Here is a 19,329-nt window from a genome sequence, read left to right as displayed (position 1 = left end):
CCATCCGGGACACTCTGCGCATTCTGTGACGGCCCGGGGAAAGGACGCGACGCCATGTCGGAGGCTGCATCCGCCCGGAGCCGCCAGGGCAGCCTGGCCGCCGTCCCGCTCAAACCGCTGGAGGCCATGCTGCGGGCCTGGCTGCCCGGGCAGCGCTGGTTCGCCGGCAAGGGGCGCGCGATCACCCGCCTCCGCCTGGTCAGCGCCGTCGAGCTGCTGCCGCCCGGGACAACCCCCGGGCTGCTGCACCTGCTCGTCGGCGTGGACTGCGCCGACGGGGCCGCGGACTGCTACCAGCTGCTGCTCGGGGTGCGCCCCGCGCCGCTCCCGCCGGCCCTGGCGCCCGCCCTCATCGGCCATGCCGAGCAGGGCCCGTACGCCGGCCACGCCGTCTACGAGGGGCTCGGCGACCCGCGGCTCGCCACGCTGCTGCTGGAACGGTTGCGCACCCCCGGCAGCCACGGCCCGCTCCGCTTCGACCGGGACCCGGCCGCCCTGATCCCCGACGGGAGCACCCCGCGGCCGCTGTCCGGAGAGCAGACCAACTCCTCCCTGATCTACGGGGATTCGCACATCCTGAAGGTCTTCCGCCGGGTCGGGCCCGGCGTCAACCCGGACCTGGAGCTGCCCAGAGCGCTCGCCGCCGCCGGCTGCACCCGCGTCCCCGCGCCGGTCGCCTGGTACGAGGCCGAGTTGGCCGGCGCCGAGCCGCTGACCCTGGGCGTGCTCCAGCCCTACCTGCGCGGGTCCGACGACGGCTGGCAGCTGGCGCTGCGCCGGCTCGGCACGGGCGCCGACTTCACCGCCGAGGCGCACGCCCTGGGCCGGGCCACCGCCGAGGTGCACAGCGCGCTCGCCACCGCCCTGCCCACCCTCGCGCTGGACCCCGAGCAGACCGCCCGGCTCGCCGCCGGGATGACGGCCCGGCTCGCGGCCACCGTCCGCGAGGTGCCCGCGCTGCGGCCGTACGAGGACGGGCTGCGCGGCGCCTTCGACGCCCTGGCCGCCTCCCGCGGGAGCGGGGTGCCCGCCCAGCGGATCCACGGCGACCTGCACCTGGGCCAGACCCTGCGCACCGCCGACGGCAGCTGGGCCCTGATCGACTTCGAGGGCGAGCCGGCCCGGCCGCTCGCGGACCGCCGCCGGCCCGAACCCGCCGTGCGCGACATCGCCGGGATACTGCGCTCGTTCGACTACGCGGCCCGCTCCCACCGCCCCTTCGCCCCCGCCTGGGCGGACGCCTGCCGGGCCGCGTTCTGCGAGGGCTACGCCCGCACCACCGGCCGCGACCCGCGCGAGGACCCGGTCCTGCTGCGCGCGTACGAGACCGACAAGGCGGTCTACGAGGCCCGCTACGAGTCCCGGCACCGCCCCGACTGGCTGCACGTCCCGATGGCGGCCATCCGCCGCCTCGCCGAACGGGAGCGCCCGGCCCACCGCGTGCCGCCGTCCCCGCCGCCCGGCAGTCCCGCCCCCCACCCCCGCCCGAAGCCCCCGAGGAGGCCGCTCGCGTGAGCGCCGCACGACGACCGTCACCGACCGTCCGCGCCGAGGCCGCACCCGCGGCCGCGCCCCCGGCCGCAGCCGGGTCCGCCCCCGCGCCCGCGCGCAGCGCCCGTACGCCCAGGGCCCGCCGGTCCCCCGCGCCGCCGCACGGGGTGCGGCCGGCGCCCGCGCTCGGCGCCGAGGAACGGGCCCGGCTGCTGGAGGGCCGCCACCACGATCCGCACGCGGTGCTCGGGGCCCGGGCCCGGCGGGGCGGAGTGGCCATCCGGGTGCTGCGCCCGTACGCCAAGGCCGTCACCGTCATCGCCAAGGGCCTGCGGGCCGGGCTCCACGACGACGGCGACGGGCTGTTCTCGGGGCTGCTGCCGCTGGCCGAGGTGCCGGACTACCGGCTGCTCGTGGCGTACGACGGCGACGAGATCGAGGTGCACGACCCGTACCGCTTCCTGCCCGCGCTCGGCGAGCTGGACCTGCACCTGATCGGCGAGGGCCGGCACGAGGAGCTGTGGACGGCGCTCGGCGCCCGGCCGATGGAGCACCAGGGGGTGGCCGGCACCCGCTTCACGGTGTGGGCGCCGAACGCACAGGGCGTCCGGGTCACCGGGGATTTCTCCCACTGGGACCCGGTGGGCCAGCCGATGCGCTCGCTCGGCTCCTCGGGGGTGTGGGAGCTGTTCCTGCCGGGGGTGGGCGAGGGCACGCTGTACAAGTACGACATCACGCGCCCGGACGGCAGCCACACCGTGCGGGCCGACCCGATGGCGCAGCGCGCGGAGGTCCCGCCGGCCACCGCCTCGATCGTCACGGCCTCGCACCACCGCTGGCGCGACGAACGGTGGATGGCGACCCGCGGCGCCCGCCCGGTGCACCAGGCCCCGTTCTCGGTGTACGAGGTGCACCTGGGCTCCTGGCGGCCGGGGCTGTCCTACCGGGAGCTGGCCGAGCAGCTGCCCGCGTACGTCAAGGAGCTCGGCTTCACGCACGTGGAGCTGATGCCGGTCGCCGAGCACCCCTTCGGCGGCTCCTGGGGCTACCAGGTCACCGGCTACTACGCGCCGACCTCGCGGATGGGCAGCCCGGACGACTTCCGGGCGCTGGTGGACGCGCTGCACCTGGCGGGGATCGGGGTGATCGTCGACTGGGTGCCGGCGCACTTCCCGCGCGACGACTGGGCGCTGGCCGAGTTCGACGGGCGGCCGCTGTACGAGCACCAGGACCCGCGGCGGGCGGCGCACCCCGACTGGGGGACGCTGGAGTTCGACTACGGCCGCAAGGAGGTCCGCAACTTCCTCGTCGCCAACGCCGTGTACTGGTGCCAGGAGTTCCACGTGGACGGGCTGCGGGTGGACGCGGTGGCCTCCATGCTCTACCTGGACTACTCCCGGGGCGAGGGCGAGTGGGCGCCCAACGAGCACGGCGGGCGGGAGAACCTGGACGCCGTGGCGCTGCTGAAGGAGATGAACGCGGTCGTCTACCGGCGCTGCCCGGGCGTGGTGACCATCGCGGAGGAGTCCACGGCGTGGGAGGGCGTGACCCGCCCGACGGACGTGGGCGGGCTCGGCTTCGGGCTGAAGTGGAACATGGGCTGGATGCACGACACGCTGCGGTACGTGTCGAAGGACTCGGTGCACCGCAAGTACCACCACCACGACATGACCTTCGGGATGGTGTACGCGTACAGCGAGAACTACGTGCTGCCGATCTCCCACGACGAGGTGGTGCACGGCAAGGGCTCGCTGGTGTCGAGGATGCCCGGGGACTGGTGGCAGCAGCGGGCCTCGCACCGGGCGTACCTGGGCTTCATGTGGGCCCACCCGGGCAAGCAGCTGCTGTTCATGGGGCAGGAGTTCGCCCAGGGCAGCGAGTGGTCGGAGTCGAGCGGGCCGGACTGGTGGCTGCTGGACCCTGCCTATTCGGCGGCCGGGGACCACCAGGGCGTGCGGACCCTGGTGCGCGACCTGAACCGGACCTACGCGGCGGCGCCCGCCCTGTGGGAGCGGGACACCGTGCCGGAGGGCTTCGCGTGGGTCGACGCGGACGCGGCGGACGACAACGTCTTCGCCTTCCTGCGGTACGCGCACGACGGTTCGCAGCTGCTGTGCGTGTCGAACTTCTCGCCGGTGGTGCGGCACGGCTACCGGGTCGGCGTCCCGGAGGAGGTGCCGCTGTGGCGGGAGGTCCTCAACACGGACCTGGAGCTCTACGGCGGCAGCGGTGTGCGCCATGCGCAGCCGCTGCGGCCCGAGCCCGTGCCGGCGCAGGGCCGCCCGGCGAGCCTGCGCCTGACGCTCCCGCCGCTGGCCACGGTCTGGTTCAGGCCGTAGCCGCCACGGCCGGGCCCGGCGCCGCCGTCACCGCTTCGAGCTCCTGGAGCAGGCGGCGCTTGGGCCGGGCCCCGACCATCTGCTGCACGGGCTCGCCGTCGCGGAAGACGATCAGGGTCGGCATGGACAGCACCCCGTAGCGGGTGACGGTGGCGGGGTTGGTGTCCGCGTCGATCTGGACGACCTTGAGCCGGTCGGCCTGCTCGGCGGCGACGGCGGAGAGCACGGGGGCGAGCTGCCGGCAGGGCCCGCACCAGTCCGCGGTGAACTCGACGAGGACGGGCCGGCCGCGCTCGCCGAGCACCTCCGCCTCGAAGTCGGCGTCGGTCACTTCCGCAACACCAGCGGCGTGGATCATCTCTTCCCTCTTCCCTCGGGCATGTGGACGGTCATTTCGCAGCGCGGCACGGCGGCCTCCCCGACGGCCTGCTCGGCCTCCGCGAGCTGGTGCGCCACCTGCTCGCGCACATCGGCCAGCCGGCCGATCAGCGCGTCGAGCTCGGCGAGCTTGCGCCGGTAGACGGCCAGGGACGCCGGACAGGAGTCCCCGGCGGGGTGGCCGGCGCGCAGGCAGTCGACGAACGGACGGGTCTCCTCCAGGTCGAAGCCGAAGTCCTGGAGGATGCGGATCTGCCGCAGCAGGCGCAGGTCCTGCTCGTCGTAGCTGCGGTAGCCGTTCGCGGCCCGCCGCGCGGGCAGCAGGCCGCGCGACTCGTAGTACCGCAGGGTCCGGGTGCTGGTCCCGGCCCGCTCTGCCAGTTCGCCGATGCGCATGCAGCGACCGTAATCCTTGACGCGGACGTCAAGGCAAGGGAGAGGGGGGCGGGGGCGGGGCGGGGCCCTCGCCACCCCCGTATGCGAGGGCCCCGGTATGGATCACGTAGGGGATGGGCCATGGGTTCACGGGGAGTGTGCGCGGAATCCGTGAAGATCGCGTACAGGGGTATCGCAGCGGCTGGCCGGAACCGTACGCTCGGAAGTGGATCTAGGTAGGGCACCGATTACCGGACAGTCGCCAGAAAACCGGACGAATGCACGGAACTCCATAGGAGTTTCCTACGAGTTCTGGCCTTGTTTGAACGGTCTGTAGTCGCCACCCCTTGGCCACTTCTACGGTGTGGCGTGTGCAATCCAGCCCACCCTTCAATGCCCCCGCCGCCCGCCGACTGCGCGCGGCCCTGGGCATGGCACCCGGCCACGTCGCCTACGGCCTGCGTGCGCAGTACGGCCTGGTCGTCGATCCCGAGACCGTGATGGCCTGGGAGCGCGGCGAGGTATCGCCGAGTTCCGCAGAGCTGACCGCACTCGCCGGCGTGCTGTGGTGCGCGCCCGGGGAACTGCTCGCCGAGCCGGTGAGCCTGCGGGAGCACCGGATGGCCCGGGGGCTCGCCGCGGACGAACTGGCCCGGCGGATCGGGCTGGACACGGGCTCCTACCAGAAGATGGAGGACAGCGGACGCTGGAAGGGCAACGAGCGGCAGTCCGTCGCCCTGGCCCAGGCCCTCGGCCTGACGCTGGCGCAGTTCGTGGCGGCCACCGGCAAGCAGGACGAGCTCGCCGAGATCCTGCGCAGCGCGGCCACCACGCGCTGGCAGGCGTACGTCAAGCCGCTCGCCAAACTGCTGCCGGTGCCCAAGCAGCACCTGGAGCCGGTGCTGGAGCGGCTGCACGCCGAGTACCAGTCCACGATGGTGGCCACCCTCAGCTGGGGCGGGGCCGCCGGCGAGGCCGCCACGGGCGACGCGGGCCGCGAGTTCCTCGCGGACATCGTGCCCCGCTTCTGGTCCTTCGCCTCGGGCACGGAGTAGACCGCGCGCCTCCCGCCCCGTAGCCGCGCCCGCGCTTCCCGCGCCGTGCGCTAGCCCAGCGGCGCGTACACGACCGGCCCGGCACGCGTGCCGGCGAGGTCGCGCCCGAGCCGCTCGGCCGTCTTCCGGTCGCCGACCAGGATCCTCGGCGGGGCGGGGCACGCGGCGATCGCCTCCTTGAGACGGGCCAGCGAGGCCTGGTACTCCTTCTCGTCGACGGCCGGGCCGCCGATCTTCACGCCGTAGACCTCGTACAGCCCCACCATGACGCCCGCGCGGTGGGTGAGGAGCTGGGCGAGGAAGGTCGCCCTCAGGTTCAGGTACGGGTCGTTGCCGTAGAGGGCGATCACGGGCGTATCGGCGTCCACCAGGTCTCGTCCGGTCAGCGCCTCCGCCGCCGGGCCGATGTCGCTCCTGCCCTGACCCTTGGCCCACGCGAGCATCGGGGTTCCGTACCAGGCGGAGGGGTGGCCCCACCCCGACGGCACGCCCCACTGGACGTGGCCGAACAGGGCGAGGGCGGCGGCCGTGGCCACGCCGGAGCGCAGCAGCAGGCCGGCGTGCCGGCGCGGCCCGCGCGGCGCCTTCGCCACGACGGGCTGGAGCATCAGGCCGGTCAGGCCGAGGGAGATCACCCCGATGACCAGGCCCGCCGCGGCCAACTTCTCGAAGTAGTACGAGATGCGGCCGATGGTGTACTCCTGCCAGGCACCGAACCCGCCGACGACCGCGATGCCGCCCAGGGCCACGGCGAGCACCATCCGGCCGGTGCCGGTGCGGCGGTTCACCGGCAGCGAGGCAGCCACCAGGGCCAGCAGGCCGCAGCCGATGAGGACGGGCCGGTCGGGGATGGCCATCGGGCCCGCCAGGTTCGAGGTCTTGGCCACGTCCAGCTTCGACAGAACGGAGGCGACGGTGGGCAGCCCGGCGACGAAGCCGCCGGCCGCCAGCACGCCGAGGAGCAGGCGGCGGCACGGGGCGAACCGCTGCCGGTGCACGATCAGGACCGCGGCCAGGGCGATGCCGACGAGGACGCCGTACAGGTTGTAGACGTACGTGACGGTGACCAGGCCGGCGACGGCCGCCAGCGCGAACTCCGCCCGGCCCATCGCGGGCCGCACCAGCAGGGCAAGGGCGACGGCCAGGAACAGCAGACCGATGGTCTCGGAGTCGAAGCCGCGCCCGACGAGGTCGGCCATCGAGCCGGACATCGCCACGGCCGCGACGGTCGCGCACACCGCGGCGGAGCGCCAGCCGCGCAGCCGCGGGCCGCCGATCCAGCGGGCGGCCCACACCAGCGCGCCGCAGAACAGGGCGTAGGCGGCGAGGACGTAGAGCAGGTAGCGGTACGTCATGTCGAGGGCGGAGCCGCCGTCGGTGGAGGACTTCACCAGGACGTCGAGCCAGACGAGCAGGAAGTGGGAGCCCTGCGGGTAGACCGCCTCGGCCGGCGTCATCATGTACGCGCGGGCGGCTTCCTGATGGAGGAAGGCGTAGCCGCCGACGTGGTGGATGGCGTCGAAGTACGAGAAGTGGCCGAAGCGGTCCTCGGAGGTGGCGAAGTACGCCAGCCGGTCGACGGCCGGCCTGCCGGCCACGGGGCGGTGGAGGTAGTACCACACCACGGCGACGGTGCCGAGCACGAGGGAGTCGGAACCGCGCAGCCGCAGCGGCAGCCGCGGCCGGCGGCGGGCCAGCCAGCCGGACGCGGACACGGCGCTCAGGAGCAGCCCGGCGGTGGGCACCGGGGCCGGCCCCCACGGCCAGACGGAGAAGAGCAGGCCGAAGGCCATCACCGCGCCGCACAGCAGGAACGCGGCGACCACGAGCCGGTCGAGGAGGACCCCGCCCACCCGGACCAGGCTCGCGATCACGAGCACGAGGACGGGGATCAGCACCCAGTCGAGGGCGAGAAGGTGGAGCAGCAGCGGCAGGGCCCAGGACGCGGCGAGGGCGGCGCCGAGGACGGGCCACCGGCGCCCGGCGGGTGGCGGGGCGCCGGGACCGGGGACCGGGCGGCTCGTGGCCCCGTGGGGCGACAGAACGGCAGAACGGGTGGCCACGAAATCGGGCACCTTCCCCTCGGGGCACGGCTCTTGCTGATGACGGGGACCCGGCATCACGGCACGGTCCCTCAACACCCGACTCGCCCCCCGGCCGACCCCCGGAGCGGATCATAACGGTCGGTGTACGAGGCACACGGAAGCCCCCCGGAGAAGGGGGCTCTCCGGGGGCTCTGCAGGGGCTCTGCAGGGGCTCTGTGGGGGCTCTGCAGGGCAGTGCGACAGGGCCCGGCGGTGCGTCAGAAGACCGATTCGGCCTCGTACATGCGGTTCTCCGGGACCCGCTTCAGCTCGGTGACGGCCGCGGCCAGCGGGGCCATGACGATGTCGGTGCCGCGCAGGGCCGTCATGTTGCCGAAGTCGCCGCGGTGGACGGCCTCCACGGCGTGCCAGCCGAAGCGGGTGGCGAGGACGCGGTCGTACGCGGTGGGGACGCCGCCGCGCTGGACGTGGCCGAGGATGACCGGGCGGGCCTCCTTGCCGAGGCGGTGCTCCAGCTCGACGGCGAGCCGGTTGCCGATGCCGGCGAAGCGCTCGTGTCCGTACGCGTCGATCTCGCCCTTCTCGTACGGCATGGAGCCCTCGGCCGGGTGCGCGCCCTCGGCGACGCAGACGACCGCGAACTTCTTGCCGCGGGCGAAGCGTTCCTCCACCATCTTCACCAGCGAGTCCACCTCGAAGGGGCGCTCCGGCAGGCAGATCCCGTGGGCGCCGCCGGCCATGCCGGACTCCAGGGCGATCCAGCCCGCGTGCCGGCCCATGACCTCGACGACCATCACGCGCTGGTGCGACTCGGCGGTGGTCTTCAGACGGTCTATGGCCTCGGTGGCCACGGTGACGGCGGTGTCGAAGCCGAAGGTGCGGTCGGTGGCGGAGATGTCGTTGTCGATGGTCTTCGGGACGCCGACCACCGGCATCCCGGCGTCGGACAGCATCCGGGAGGCGGTCAGGGTGCCCTCGCCGCCGATCGGGATGAGGGCGTCCAGGCCGTACCGCGTGGCCAGCTCCTGTGCGTTCTCGGCGGCTTCGTGCAGGCGGGCGCGCTCCATGCGGGCCGAGCCGAGGATGGTGCCGCCGCGGGCCAGGATCCCGCTGACCGCGTTGATGTCGAGGGGGCGGTAGTGGCCGTCCAGGAGGCCCTTGAAGCCGTCCTCGAAGCCGATGACCTCGTCGCCGTGCCCGACCAGGGCACGGTGCACGACCGACCGGATGACAGCGTTCAGGCCGGGGCAGTCGCCGCCTGCTGTGAGAACTCCGATGCGCATCGTCCTGTGTCTCCTGCTCCTGGTTGGTGAAGCGTGTCTGATTCTTCCACTTGTTTCCACTTGTCCACTTGTCCACGTGCCCCGCGGCGCCACGCGCCCCCGTACCGGGCCTTTCGTCCCGCCCTGAAAGGCCCTTTCCCGGGGGGCGCCCTATCCATCGGCGGAGGTATTGTCAAGAGGGAAAGACCACCCTATCGGGGAAAATCGACGAGGACGACGGACGGAGAGCCCGCGTGACGCGCAGCGTGTACGTGACCGGTATCGAGCGGGGGGACGGCCGGCAGGTCGTCGAGCTGGGGATCATGGAGCTGCTGACCCGCCAGACGGCGCGCGTCGGCGTCTACCGGCCGCTGCTGCACGACGCACCCGACCGGCTCTTCGAGCTGCTGCGGTCCCGCTACCGCCTCGAACAGGACGCCTCGACGGCCTACGGCATGGAGTACCAGGAGGCCTCGGCCATCCTGGCCGAGAAGGGCACGGACGAGCTCGTCTCCCGGCTCGTCGACCGCTACCACCGCGCGGCCCGCGACTACGAGGTCATGCTCGTCCTCGGCACCGACTACGCCGACACCAACCTCCCCGACGAGCTGGCGCTCAACGCCCGCCTCGCCAACGAGCTGGGGGCCGTCGTCGTGCCCGTCGTCGGCGGCGCCAAGGCGCCGGCAGAGGCGGTGGGCGCCGAGGCCCGCAGCGCCTACCGGGCCTTCGAGAGCCTGGGCTGCCACGTCGTGGCGATGGTGGTCAACCGGGTGGCCGCCGAGGACCGGGACCCCATAGCCGAGCGGCTTGCCGCCCGGCTGCCCGTGCCCTGCTACGTGCTGCCGGAGGACAAGTCGCTCTCCGCCCCGACCGTCGCCCAGATCACCCGGGCGCTCGGCGGCGAGGTGCTCCTCGGCGACGACGCCGGACTGGCGCGCGACGCCCTCGACTTCGTCTTCGGCGGGGCCATGCTGCCGAACTTCCTGGGCGCCCTGACCCCGGGCTGTCTGGTCGTCACCCCCGGCGACCGCTCCGACCTGGTCGTCGGCGCGCTCGCCGCGCACACCTCGGGCACGCCGCCGATCGCGGGCGTGCTGCTGACCCTGAACGAGCGGCCGAGCCCGGACATCCTGACCCTGGCCTCGAAGCTGGCGCCGGGCACGCCCGTGGTGTCGGTGGCCGGCAACAGCTTCCCGACCGCCGCCGAGCTCTTCTCGCTGCAGAGCCGGCTGAACACCGCCACCCCGCGCAAGCTCGAGACCGCGCTCGGCCTGTTCGAGCGGCACGTGGACACCGCCGAGCTGCGCCGGGTGCTGTCGGTGGCCCGCTCCGAGCGGGTGACCCCGATGATGTTCGAGCACGAGCTGCTGGAGCGGGCCCGCTCCGACCGGCGCCGCGTCGTGCTGCCCGAGGGCACCGAGGAGCGCGTGCTGCGTGCCGCGGACGTGGTGCTGCGCCGCGGGGTGTGCGAGCTGACCCTGCTGGGCGAGGAGCAGGCGATCCTGAAGAAGGCCGCGGACCTGGGCGTCGACATCTCTGGGGCGCAGCTGATCGACCCGGCGACCTCGCCGCTGCGCGAGCGGTTCGCCGAGTTCTACACCCGGGCCCGCGCCCACAAGGGCATGACGGTCGACCTGGCGGCCGACGTGGTCACCGACGTCAACTACTTCGGCACCCTGATGGTCCAGGAGGGGCTGGCCGACGGCATGGTCTCCGGCTCGGTGCACTCCACCGCGGCCACGATCCGGCCCGCCTTCGAGATCATCAAGACCAAGCCGGAGGCCTCGATCGTCTCCTCCGTCTTCTTCATGTGCCTGGCCGACCAGGTGCTCGTGTACGGCGACTGCGCGGTCAACCCGGACCCCAACGCCGAGCAACTCGCCGACATCGCCGTGCAGTCGGCGGCGACCGCGGCCGCCTTCGGCGTCGAGCCGCGGATCGCGATGCTCTCGTACTCCACCGGCACCTCGGGCAGCGGCGCGGACGTGGACAAGGTCCGCAAGGCCACCGAGATCGTCCGCGCACAGCGGCCCGACCTGCTGATCGAGGGCCCGATCCAGTACGACGCCGCCGTCGAGCCGTCGGTCGCCGCGACCAAGCTCCCCGGGTCCGACGTGGCCGGCCGGGCGACCGTGCTGATCTTCCCCGACCTCAACACGGGCAACAACACCTACAAGGCCGTGCAGCGCTCGGCGGGCGCCGTAGCGGTCGGCCCGGTGCTCCAGGGCCTGCGCAAGCCGGTCAACGACCTCTCGCGCGGCGCTCTGGTGCAGGACATCGTCACCACCGTGGCGATCACCGCGATCCAGGCGCAGGGCGGGGGCGCCCCGGCGCCGGCCGCGTCCCCCACCGCCTGACCGCACCCCGTCCCGCAGCCCCGCCCCTCCCCTCACGTCACCCCACCCGAAGGAAAGACCTCCCACCGTGACCACCGCATCGCGCGTCCTCGTCCTCAACTCCGGCTCCTCGTCGGTGAAGTACCAGCTGCTCGACATGACGGACTCCTCCCGTCTGGCCGTCGGCCTGGTGGAGCGGATCGGCGAGGCGGCCTCGCGGCTGGTGCACGAACCGCTGGCCGGGCCGGGCGCCGCGGGCGGCCGGCGGGAGCGGGTGGGCGCGATCGCCGACCACGGGGCCGCGCTGCAGGCGGTCGCCGAGGAGCTCGCCGCCGACGGGATGGGCCTGGACTCCCCCGAGCTGGCCGCCGTCGGGCACCGCGTCGTGCACGGCGGGACCCGGTTCACCGCCCCGACGGTCATCGACGACGAGGTGCTGGCGGAGATCCGCAGCCTGATCCCGCTGGCCCCGCTGCACAACCCGGCGAACGTCACCGGCATCGAGGTGGCCCGCTCGCTGCGCCCCGACGTCCCGCAGGTGGCGGTCTTCGACACGGCCTTCCACTCGACGATGCCCGAGCACGTGGCCCGGTACGCGATCGACGCCGCGACCGCGGAGAAGTACGCGATCCGGCGCTACGGCTTCCACGGCACCTCGCACGCCTACGTCTCGCGGGCCACGGCCGCGCTGCTGGGCAGGCCGGTCGAAGAGGTGAACGTGATCGTGCTGCACCTGGGCAACGGGGCCTCGGCCTCGGCCGTGCGGGGCGGGGTGTGCGTGGAGACCTCGATGGGCCTGACCCCGCTGGAGGGCCTGGTCATGGGCACCCGTTCGGGCGACCTGGACCCGGCGGTCGTCTTCCACCTGGCGCGGGTGGGCGGCTTCTCGGTGGATGAGATCGATTCGCTCCTGAACAAGAAGAGCGGTCTGCTGGGGCTGTGCGGCGACAACGACATGCGCGAGGTGCTGCGGCGCGCGGGCGAGGGCGACGAGGCGGCGCGGCTCGCCTTCGCGGCGTACGTCCACCGTCTGAAGAAGTACATCGGCGCGTACGCGGCGGTGCTGGGCCGGGTGGACGCGGTGGCCTTCACGGCCGGGGTCGGCGAGAACGCCCACCCGGTGCGCGAGGCCGCGATCGACGGCCTGGCGGAGCTGGGCCTCGTGCTGGACCCCGAGGCCAATGCCGTGCGCTCGCCGCAGGCCCGGCTGGTCTCCGCGGAACACTCGCGGGTGGCCGTGGCCGTGGTCCCGACCGATGAGGAGCTGGAGATCGCTGCTCAGGCGTACGCGCTGGTTACCCAGTAGTCACTTGTGGTTTCCACCAGACGGAATATTCCGCTTCGAAACAAACCCGATAGGATCCGCTCCATGCGCCGTTCCAAAATCGTCTGCACGCTGGGCCCCGCCGTCGACTCGTATGAGCAGCTGAAAGCACTCATCGAGGCAGGTATGAACGTGGCCCGTTTCAACTTCAGCCACGGATCCCAGGCAGAACACCAGGAGCGGTACGACCGCGTCCGGAAGGTCTCCGCGGACACCGGGCGCGCGGTCGGCGTCCTCGCCGACCTCCAGGGTCCGAAGATCCGTCTGGAGACCTTCGCCGAGGGCCCGGTCGAGCTGGTGCGCGGTGACGAGTTCACCATCACCACCGAGGACGTCCCGGGCGACAAGTCCGTCTGCGGCACCACCTACAAGGGGCTGCCGGGCGACGTCGCCAAGGGCGACCAGATCCTGATCAACGACGGCAACGTCGAGCTGCGGGTGACCGAGGTCGAAGGCCCGCGGGTCAAGACCATCGTCATCGAGGGCGGGGTCATCTCCGACCACAAGGGCATCAACCTGCCCGGTGCCGCCGTGAACGTCCCCGCCCTGTCGGAGAAGGACGTCGACGACCTCCGCTTCGCCCTGCGGATGGGCTGCGACATGGTCGCGCTGTCCTTCGTCCGCGACGCCAACGACGTCAAGGACGTCCACCGCGTCATGGACGAGGAGGGCCGCCGGGTCCCGGTCATCGCCAAGGTCGAGAAGCCCCAGGCCGTGGAGAACATGGAGGCCGTGGTCGCGGCCTTCGACGCGGTCATGGTGGCCCGCGGCGACCTGGCCGTCGAGTACCCGCTCGAGAAGGTCCCGATGGTGCAGAAGCGCCTCATCGAGATGTGCCGCCGCAACGCCAAGCCGGTCATCGTCGCCACCCAGATGATGGAGTCGATGATCACCAACTCCCGCCCGACCCGCGCGGAGGCCTCCGACGTCGCCAACGCCATCCTCGACGGCGCGGACGCGGTCATGCTGTCGGCCGAGTCCTCGGTCGGCGCCTATCCGATCGAGGCCGTCAAGACGATGTCGAAGATCGTCGCCGCGGCCGAGGAGGAGCTGCTCTCCAAGGGCCTGCAGCCGCTGGTCCCGGGCAAGAAGCCCCGCACCCAGGGCGGCTCCGTAGCCCGTGCGGCCTGCGAGATCGCCGACTTCCTCGACGGCAAGGCGCTGGTCGCCTTCACCCAGTCCGGCGACACGGCCCGCCGGCTCTCGCGCTACCGCGCGGCGCAGCCGATCGTGGCGTACACCACCGACGTCAACACCCGCAACCAGCTCACCCTGAGCTGGGGCGTCGAGTCGTACGTCGTCCCGCACGTGGACAACACCGACGCGATGGTCGAGCTGGTGGACTCCGAGATGGTGAAGCTGAACGCCTACAACGCCGGCGACACCCTGGTCATCACGGCCGGCTCGCCCCCCGGCGTCCCCGGCACGACCAACATGGTCCGGGTGCACCACCTGGGCGGGACCGCGGGTTCCTGACCCGACTCTGCCGCACAGAGACCGAGGGCGGCACCCCGGATCCGCGAAGGATCAGGGGTGCCGCCCTCGGTGTTCTCCGGCTGCTCAGCCGAGATCGGGCCGGACGTTGAAATCGCCGTCCCCGACGACCGCCCCCTCCAGACCCAGCGGCTCCGCCAGCGCGTGGTACGCCGCCACGCGCGTGGGGCCGACCGGCACGAAGTAGGACTTGAGCACGCGCAGCAACAGCCGGAACCCGAGATCCGGATCTACGTCGACGACGACCCGTCGCAGCGCCGGAACCACACCGGGCACCGCGGCGTAGGAGTGCCCGGCCGTGGCCGACTCCAGATCCTGGGCCACTGAGGCGATCTCGCCCAGCACCGCTTCTGCCAGCCCGCGAGCGGGCGGCGGATCCAGCGGGACGGGTGCCTCACCGATGTTCCAGGTGATGCGGTACTCGGCGACCTCCTCGATCCAGGTGAGCCACTGGCGTCCCTCGATCCCGCAGGCTTCGAGATCGAAGTCCCGGAACGTCCCCGCCTGCCACAGCGCGGACAGCTCCGGGCCGGACAGGTCCGAAGCCAGTAGCCGCTTGGTGTCATCCAGCAGCTGATGGGCGAACGCGCCGTCCTCGCGCTCCGCGAACCACCCCACGTGGGCCAGAGCGATGGACATCCTGTTCGTCCGTGGGTAGTGGAACGTTTTCATCAAGCCGCTGAGCCCGATGTCCGAACCGAGTCGGCGAGGAACCTGCTTCACCAGTGCGTCCTTTACTTCGGGTAGGTCGTGTACACGACGTACCCGTCCTGATGTTTGCCGTCGACCTTCTTCTTCACCTGTTTGATCTGGATGATCACCGTGTTCCCTACCGGCGTCGAAACGATGGTGGGATTGCCTTGGGCATCCGGCGGGCCGGACCGCCACACCTTGCCCAGGGAGCCTTGGCCACGCAACTCCCATTGGATCTGGAAGAGGTCGGTGCGCGGATCGAAGCTCGTCTTCTTCTGCTGCGCCTTCAGCCACGCGAGCAGTTTGTCCTGGTTGCCAGGGACCTGGCTCCACTCATCGAAGGCCTGTCGCACGGAGGAAACCGCGGTGGCCTCATCAGTCCACTCAGTGACGTCCGCGCTCTTCTTCAGCTTCTCCAGAATCTTCGCCCGGTCTAGACCGACATGGTCCGACATGGTGTGGGCACCCGAAACACCCTCGTCACCGACGATGTCCAGGCAGTTGTGGACGAGCACGTCCACCGGCGCTGCGCCGCCGGCCTGAACGAAGAAGGTGTGCAGGCCGTCGACGGTGAGGTCGAACACGTCCACGGGAGTGATGTTCCCGCGATCACCCAGAGTTGCGATCACCTGCTCCCGGCCGGCCGGATCCCGCAGCCGGTCATTCACCACCAGGTCCGAGGCATAGGTCCAGCCGCGGCCCGCGACGAAAAGCCGATGGCCCGCCGTGGTGCTCAGGCGGCTGCCGTCAGCCAGGGTGATGTCGATCAGCCGGCTCGTGTCGTGCCGGAAGGCGGCAGTCACCTGTTCCGGCCTGGCCGTACCCGAAGCGGTATCGCCTGCCATCACCACGTCGCCGACCCGCACCGACCCGATCGGCTTGTGCGAACCGTCCGCCATGAGTACGGGTACCGACGCGGGGAAGCTGTTCCGCTTGCAGGAGCCGAACAGCCGCTGGGACAGATCGACCTCGCGCTCGATAGCGGCGACCGTGCTGGGGTCCATCTCGGCCTTCTTGGCCAGCGCCCTGGCCTCCTCCAGGCTGGCGCCGGTCTTCATCACGACGCGGTATGCCTGCATTGCCTCCATGAGGAGTTCCATCCGCTTGCTTGCGGTGCCCATGGCCAGGTCGATGCCCGCCGACACGCACGCCTTGAGATCACCCTTGGCGCAATTGAAGAAGTCGTCCGTGAGCATCTGCCAGAGGGTCTTCAGGAACACCTTGTCGAAGATCAGGGCGATCTCCAGCCGGCTGAAGTACACATCCTTGAAGTACGTCTGTACACCCATGTTCTGGGCATCGATCCAGGTCACGTACTCGGCCGGGCAGTTCGCCTCGGTCACGTGCTCCGAGGCTGCCGGGTCCGTGCACTGGTAGAAGTCGATGGTGAGGTTGTAGGTCAGTTTGAACTTCACCGTGCAACCGTCGAACCCGATGTCCAGGACGCACTTGTTCTGGTCGACCGGGTCTCCAATCGGTTCGATCTTGGGGCGGATGAACACACCCTTGAAGCCGGTCACACCACCCGTGGTGATGGCATCGCGGCTCTTCTGGTTCTCCGCGCGGGTCGCCGCGTCCTGTGCCTCCTTCGCTGCTTCCTGGGCCCGGGTCGCCGCCGCCTCCGCCGTGGTGGCGTCGTTCTCGGCCTTGGTCGCGACCGTGTTAGCGGTCGCCGCGTCGGTCTCCGCCGCCGTGGCCGCCTTGCGGGCGGAAGCGGCGTCGCGCTCCGCGTCCGTGGCCGCGGCGTCCGCGGCGGAGGCATAGGTACCTGCCGTGGTGGCCGCGGTCTTGGCCGCAGCGGCGTCCGCCGTGGCCTGCCGGTTGTACTCGACGGTCCTGGTCTCGGCCGCCTTTGCTGCCTTCGCCGCCGTCGCCGCCTCGTTGGCCGAGGCCTGCGTGGCCTGCGCCGACTTGGCTGCCTTGGCAGCCCAGTCGGCCGCCTGCAGCGCAGCCTCCGCCGCCGCCTTGGCGTCGGAGTCCGCCTGCTCGGCGAGCTTCTTCGCTTCGGCCGCAGCCTTGCCGGCCTGGTCCGCCTTGGCCTGGGCCAGGGCCGCCTGCTGCTCCGCCGCCGTCTTCGAGGCCTGGCCTGTCAGCACGGCCAGACCCGCCGAGGAATCGGTCTCCTTGTACGGAGAGCCCAGCTCGATGGCGTCGTTGGCCGGCTTGACCACCTGCATCGCCGACTCACTGGCGGCCACGGCCGCCTGCGCGGTGGCGAAGGCGAATCCGGCCGTACGGATGGATTCGGCTCCGGCCGCCACCGCTTCGCTGCGGGCCACCGTGGCGTCCGTCTTGGCCTTCTCCGCCTTCTGATGGGCCGTCTCTGCCTGCGACTTCGCGGTGATCGCGTTCCACTTGGCCGCGTCCGACGCATCGATGGCGTCGGCCGCCGCCGCATGCGCCTTCTGGACGGCGGCCTCAGTCACCGCGACGTCCCTCTTGGCCGCGTCGGCCGCCGCCTGGGCGCGCTTTGCCGCCCCCTGGGCACGGGTAGCCGCCGCTCTCGCGTTGGTCGCGGCCTCGGTCGCGGTGTTTGCCTCGGCCCGTGCGGCCGTCGCTGCCGTGGCCGCGTTGTCGGCAGCGGTGCGTGCGGCGGTGGCCGCGGTACGGGACGCTTCGGCCGCGTCCGTGCCCTCGTCCGCGGCGGCCTTCGACTCCTTGGCGTAGGCCTTGGCCTCCAGGGCGTCACGCTGCTGTTCCGCGTCGACCGCTTTGTTCCGGGCCGTTACGGCCTTCTTCTCGGCGTCGACCGCTTCCTTCATCTTGTTCTCGGCCGTGGTTCCCGCGGTCTGCGCCGCGGCCAGTTTGTTCCCCGCCTCGGTCCGCTGGGTCTGGGCCCTGGCCTCCGCCGTCGCGGCTTTCGCCCGCTCCGCTTCGGCAAGCTCCTTCTGCGACTTGGCGTAGTCCCGCTCCGCCTCGGCCTTCTCCCGTTTGGCCTTCGCGTCCGCCGCCGCGGTCTTGGCCTCCTTTTCGGCGTTCTCCGCCTTGACCTGCGCTGCCTTGGCCTTCGTAGCGTTCTCCGCGGCCTTCACCGCCTGCGCCGCGGCGCCCTCCGCCGAGGCCTTCGCCTGGGCTGCAGCCTCCTCGGCGGCCTTACGGCGGAACTCCGCCTTCGAGGCATGCGCCTGCGTCATCGCCAGCGAGTTCAGGGTCTTGCTGTCGGCAGCCGAGGCCCGCGTCGCGTTCAGCGCGGTCTCGGTGGCCTTGGCCGCCGCCTGGGCGGCAGCCGCCGATGCCTTGGTGACCTGCGCCGCCTGCTGGCCGTAGAGGAGACCGCGGCCGCGGGGCAGGCCTGCCTTGTCGGCTATCGCGTACGCCGCGTTCTGCGCGGTGGTCACCTTGGCAGCCTGTGTTTCGGCATCCTGGGCCGCGCGCGAGGCCACGTACAGCCGCCCGGTCGCGCGGGCCTGAGCCTGCTCGATCCCGGTCCGGGCCTTGGTGAACTCGCTCGCCAGCGGCCGTCCGCTGCCTTCCGGAACCTTGAGGAAGTGTGCCTCCCAGTCGATCAGCCGGCTCGCGATCATGGACTGGCCGAGTGCCTCGGCCATGGCCTGGGCGGCGATCTGGAGGTCCTTCGAAGCGGCCTGCTCGGCCCCGAGGATCGAGTCCCGCTGACTGCGCTGCCCGGCTACTTCGGACTGCCACTCCTGGGACGCGACCGCCAATTCGTTGTTCAGGACCTTGTGCGGGTCTGGCGGGTTACTGGTCGCGCAGGACGCGAAGCGCGCTTTGAGCTGCTCCACATCAATGCGGAATTCCATCGAGTCCGGGGCGGGAGCACTGGTGGGGAAGCCGCCGTTCTGCAGGAAGATACGGGCGTCGTCGGCATACATGGGGGTAGATCCCACCATGTGCCATTCCCACTCCTTGCGGTCCTCGTAGTTTTCGCCGGTCGCCGGGTAGTACAGTGATTGCGCGATCTTCTTGGCCGCGTCAACGGACTCCTTGCTCGCCAACGGGTGCGGATCTGCATAGAAGTCGCTTTCATCCTGCCAATGCCGTCCGGCAATCCATTCGGCATAGCCAGTGGCCATGAAGATGGTGGGATCCTTCGGCGGCCATTGGAATCCGGCTTGCGAGTAGCCGGGCGGAATGTCGTACATGTACAGGGAGGCTTGCCAAGCCTTGCTCCTGGCGTCCAGCTCGTCGAACTTGGCGTTTGCAGCGGCATGGTCTGCTTTGTACGCAGTCGAGAGAGGCGTGGTCTCCCAGTAGTTGCGCGCCGCGGCGGCGAGCAGTTCGGAATCTGTGCCGTTCAACCCTGTACGGGCGACGGCTTTCATTTCTGACCCACCCTTGCGTAGCACGTTGCCGAGCAGGCATTGAGCCTCGCGGACTTTCTGTGCCGCAGCAGGGTCGAAAGGCGTGGCCTCGTCGGCCAGAGCCGCGGCGTGCATCGCACCTGCCGATGGCTGGAGGCCACTTCCAGTGAAAGTGACCGCCGCGGCCGTGGCCATGGCGGTGGTGGTCAACAGGCGGGTCCAGGAGCCGAAACGACGACTTCTGGGCAGCTGAGCGTTCTGAGCATTCTTGCGCA

12 protein-coding genes are annotated in these 19,329 nt (G+C 71.6%); 6 read left to right on the top strand and 6 right to left on the bottom strand.

The features are described from left to right. The first annotated feature begins 54 nt into the window (after window positions 1-54). Together AB0F11_RS00210 and glgB are read left to right on the top strand one after the other, a co-directional pair. Window positions 55-1,515, top strand: a complete 1,461-nt coding sequence (locus AB0F11_RS00210) for a maltokinase (protein ID WP_362166493.1) — start codon at window positions 55-57, stop codon at window positions 1,513-1,515. Then, on the top strand, window positions 1,512-3,830 hold the full coding sequence (gene glgB, locus AB0F11_RS00205) for a 1,4-alpha-glucan branching enzyme (RefSeq protein ID WP_362166491.1): 2,319 nt from the start codon (window positions 1,512-1,514) through the stop codon (window positions 3,828-3,830). The genes AB0F11_RS00210 and glgB overlap by 4 nt, the downstream gene beginning before the upstream one ends. Here glgB and trxA read toward each other — a convergent pair. Both trxA and AB0F11_RS00195 read right to left on the bottom strand, forming a co-directional pair. Further along, a complete protein-coding gene (gene trxA, locus AB0F11_RS00200) occupies window positions 3,820-4,188 on the bottom strand; it encodes a thioredoxin (RefSeq protein ID WP_362166488.1) in 369 nt (122 codons plus the stop codon). The two genes, glgB and trxA, sit on opposite strands and share 11 nt — an antisense overlap. Further along, the gene (locus AB0F11_RS00195; RefSeq protein ID WP_362166486.1) at window positions 4,185-4,604 is read right to left on the bottom strand and encodes a MerR family transcriptional regulator; all 420 of its coding nucleotides are present in this window, start codon (window positions 4,602-4,604) and stop codon (window positions 4,185-4,187) included. The genes trxA and AB0F11_RS00195 overlap by 4 nt, the downstream gene beginning before the upstream one ends. A 410-nt stretch (window positions 4,605-5,014) precedes the next feature. Between AB0F11_RS00195 and AB0F11_RS00190 the strand changes: the two genes are divergently transcribed. Continuing rightward, complete coding sequence (locus AB0F11_RS00190) at window positions 5,015-5,638, top strand: helix-turn-helix transcriptional regulator (protein WP_362166769.1); 624 nt, start codon at window positions 5,015-5,017, stop codon at window positions 5,636-5,638. A 50-nt stretch (window positions 5,639-5,688) separates the two neighbouring features. Here AB0F11_RS00190 and AB0F11_RS00185 read toward each other — a convergent pair whose 3' ends face one another. After that, window positions 5,689-7,701, bottom strand: a complete 2,013-nt coding sequence (locus AB0F11_RS00185; protein ID WP_362166485.1) for a hypothetical protein — start codon at window positions 7,699-7,701, stop codon at window positions 5,689-5,691. Window positions 7,702-7,940: 239 nt separating this feature from the next. Next, the gene (locus AB0F11_RS00180) at window positions 7,941-8,966 is read right to left on the bottom strand and encodes an ATP-dependent 6-phosphofructokinase (protein ID WP_362166482.1); all 1,026 of its coding nucleotides are present in this window, start codon (window positions 8,964-8,966) and stop codon (window positions 7,941-7,943) included. A gap of 233 nt (window positions 8,967-9,199) precedes the next feature. Here AB0F11_RS00180 and pta point away from each other — a divergent pair, with 233 nt between their 5' ends. The 3 genes from pta (at window position 9,200) to pyk (ending at window position 14,081) form a co-directional block, all read left to right on the top strand. Further along, window positions 9,200-11,302 (top strand): phosphate acetyltransferase, encoded by a 2,103-nt coding sequence (pta, locus tag AB0F11_RS00175; protein ID WP_362166480.1) that lies wholly within the window; start codon window positions 9,200-9,202, stop codon window positions 11,300-11,302. Between the two features lie 67 nt (window positions 11,303-11,369). Further along, window positions 11,370-12,587, top strand: a complete 1,218-nt coding sequence (locus AB0F11_RS00170; protein WP_362166478.1) for an acetate kinase — start codon at window positions 11,370-11,372, stop codon at window positions 12,585-12,587. 63 nt (window positions 12,588-12,650) lie between these two features. After that, complete coding sequence (gene pyk / locus AB0F11_RS00165; RefSeq protein WP_362166476.1) at window positions 12,651-14,081, top strand: pyruvate kinase; 1,431 nt, start codon at window positions 12,651-12,653, stop codon at window positions 14,079-14,081. An 84-nt stretch (window positions 14,082-14,165) separates the two neighbouring features. Here the strand turns inward: pyk and AB0F11_RS00160 are convergent, their stop codons facing one another. Then, window positions 14,166-14,822, bottom strand: a complete 657-nt coding sequence (locus AB0F11_RS00160; protein ID WP_362166473.1) for a hypothetical protein — start codon at window positions 14,820-14,822, stop codon at window positions 14,166-14,168. Between the two features lie 11 nt (window positions 14,823-14,833). Next, a complete protein-coding gene (locus AB0F11_RS00155) occupies window positions 14,834-19,264 on the bottom strand; it encodes a polymorphic toxin-type HINT domain-containing protein (protein ID WP_362166471.1) in 4,431 nt (1,476 codons plus the stop codon). Window positions 19,265-19,329: the final 65 nt, after the last annotated feature.

Origin of the sequence: Streptomyces sp. NPDC032472 (assembly GCF_040636955.1) — a bacterium.
Lineage (GTDB): Bacteria > Actinomycetota > Actinomycetes > Streptomycetales > Streptomycetaceae > Streptomyces.
This window is presented reverse-complemented; position numbering and strand designations above follow the sequence as displayed.

Excerpts from the sequence above, each read along its gene's own strand:
- pyk (WP_362166476.1), top strand. The coding sequence starts at position 12,651 with ATGCGCCGTTCCAAAATCGTCTGCACGCTGGGCCCCGCCGTCGACTCG.
- trxA (WP_362166488.1), bottom strand. The coding sequence starts at position 4,188 with ATGATCCACGCCGCTGGTGTTGCGGAAGTGACCGACGCCGACTTCGAG.
- AB0F11_RS00210 (WP_362166493.1), top strand. The coding sequence starts at position 55 with ATGTCGGAGGCTGCATCCGCCCGGAGCCGCCAGGGCAGCCTGGCCGCC.
- AB0F11_RS00180 (WP_362166482.1), bottom strand. The coding sequence starts at position 8,966 with ATGCGCATCGGAGTTCTCACAGCAGGCGGCGACTGCCCCGGCCTGAAC.
- AB0F11_RS00195 (WP_362166486.1), bottom strand. The coding sequence starts at position 4,604 with ATGCGCATCGGCGAACTGGCAGAGCGGGCCGGGACCAGCACCCGGACC.
- AB0F11_RS00190 (WP_362166769.1), top strand. The coding sequence starts at position 5,015 with ATGGCACCCGGCCACGTCGCCTACGGCCTGCGTGCGCAGTACGGCCTG.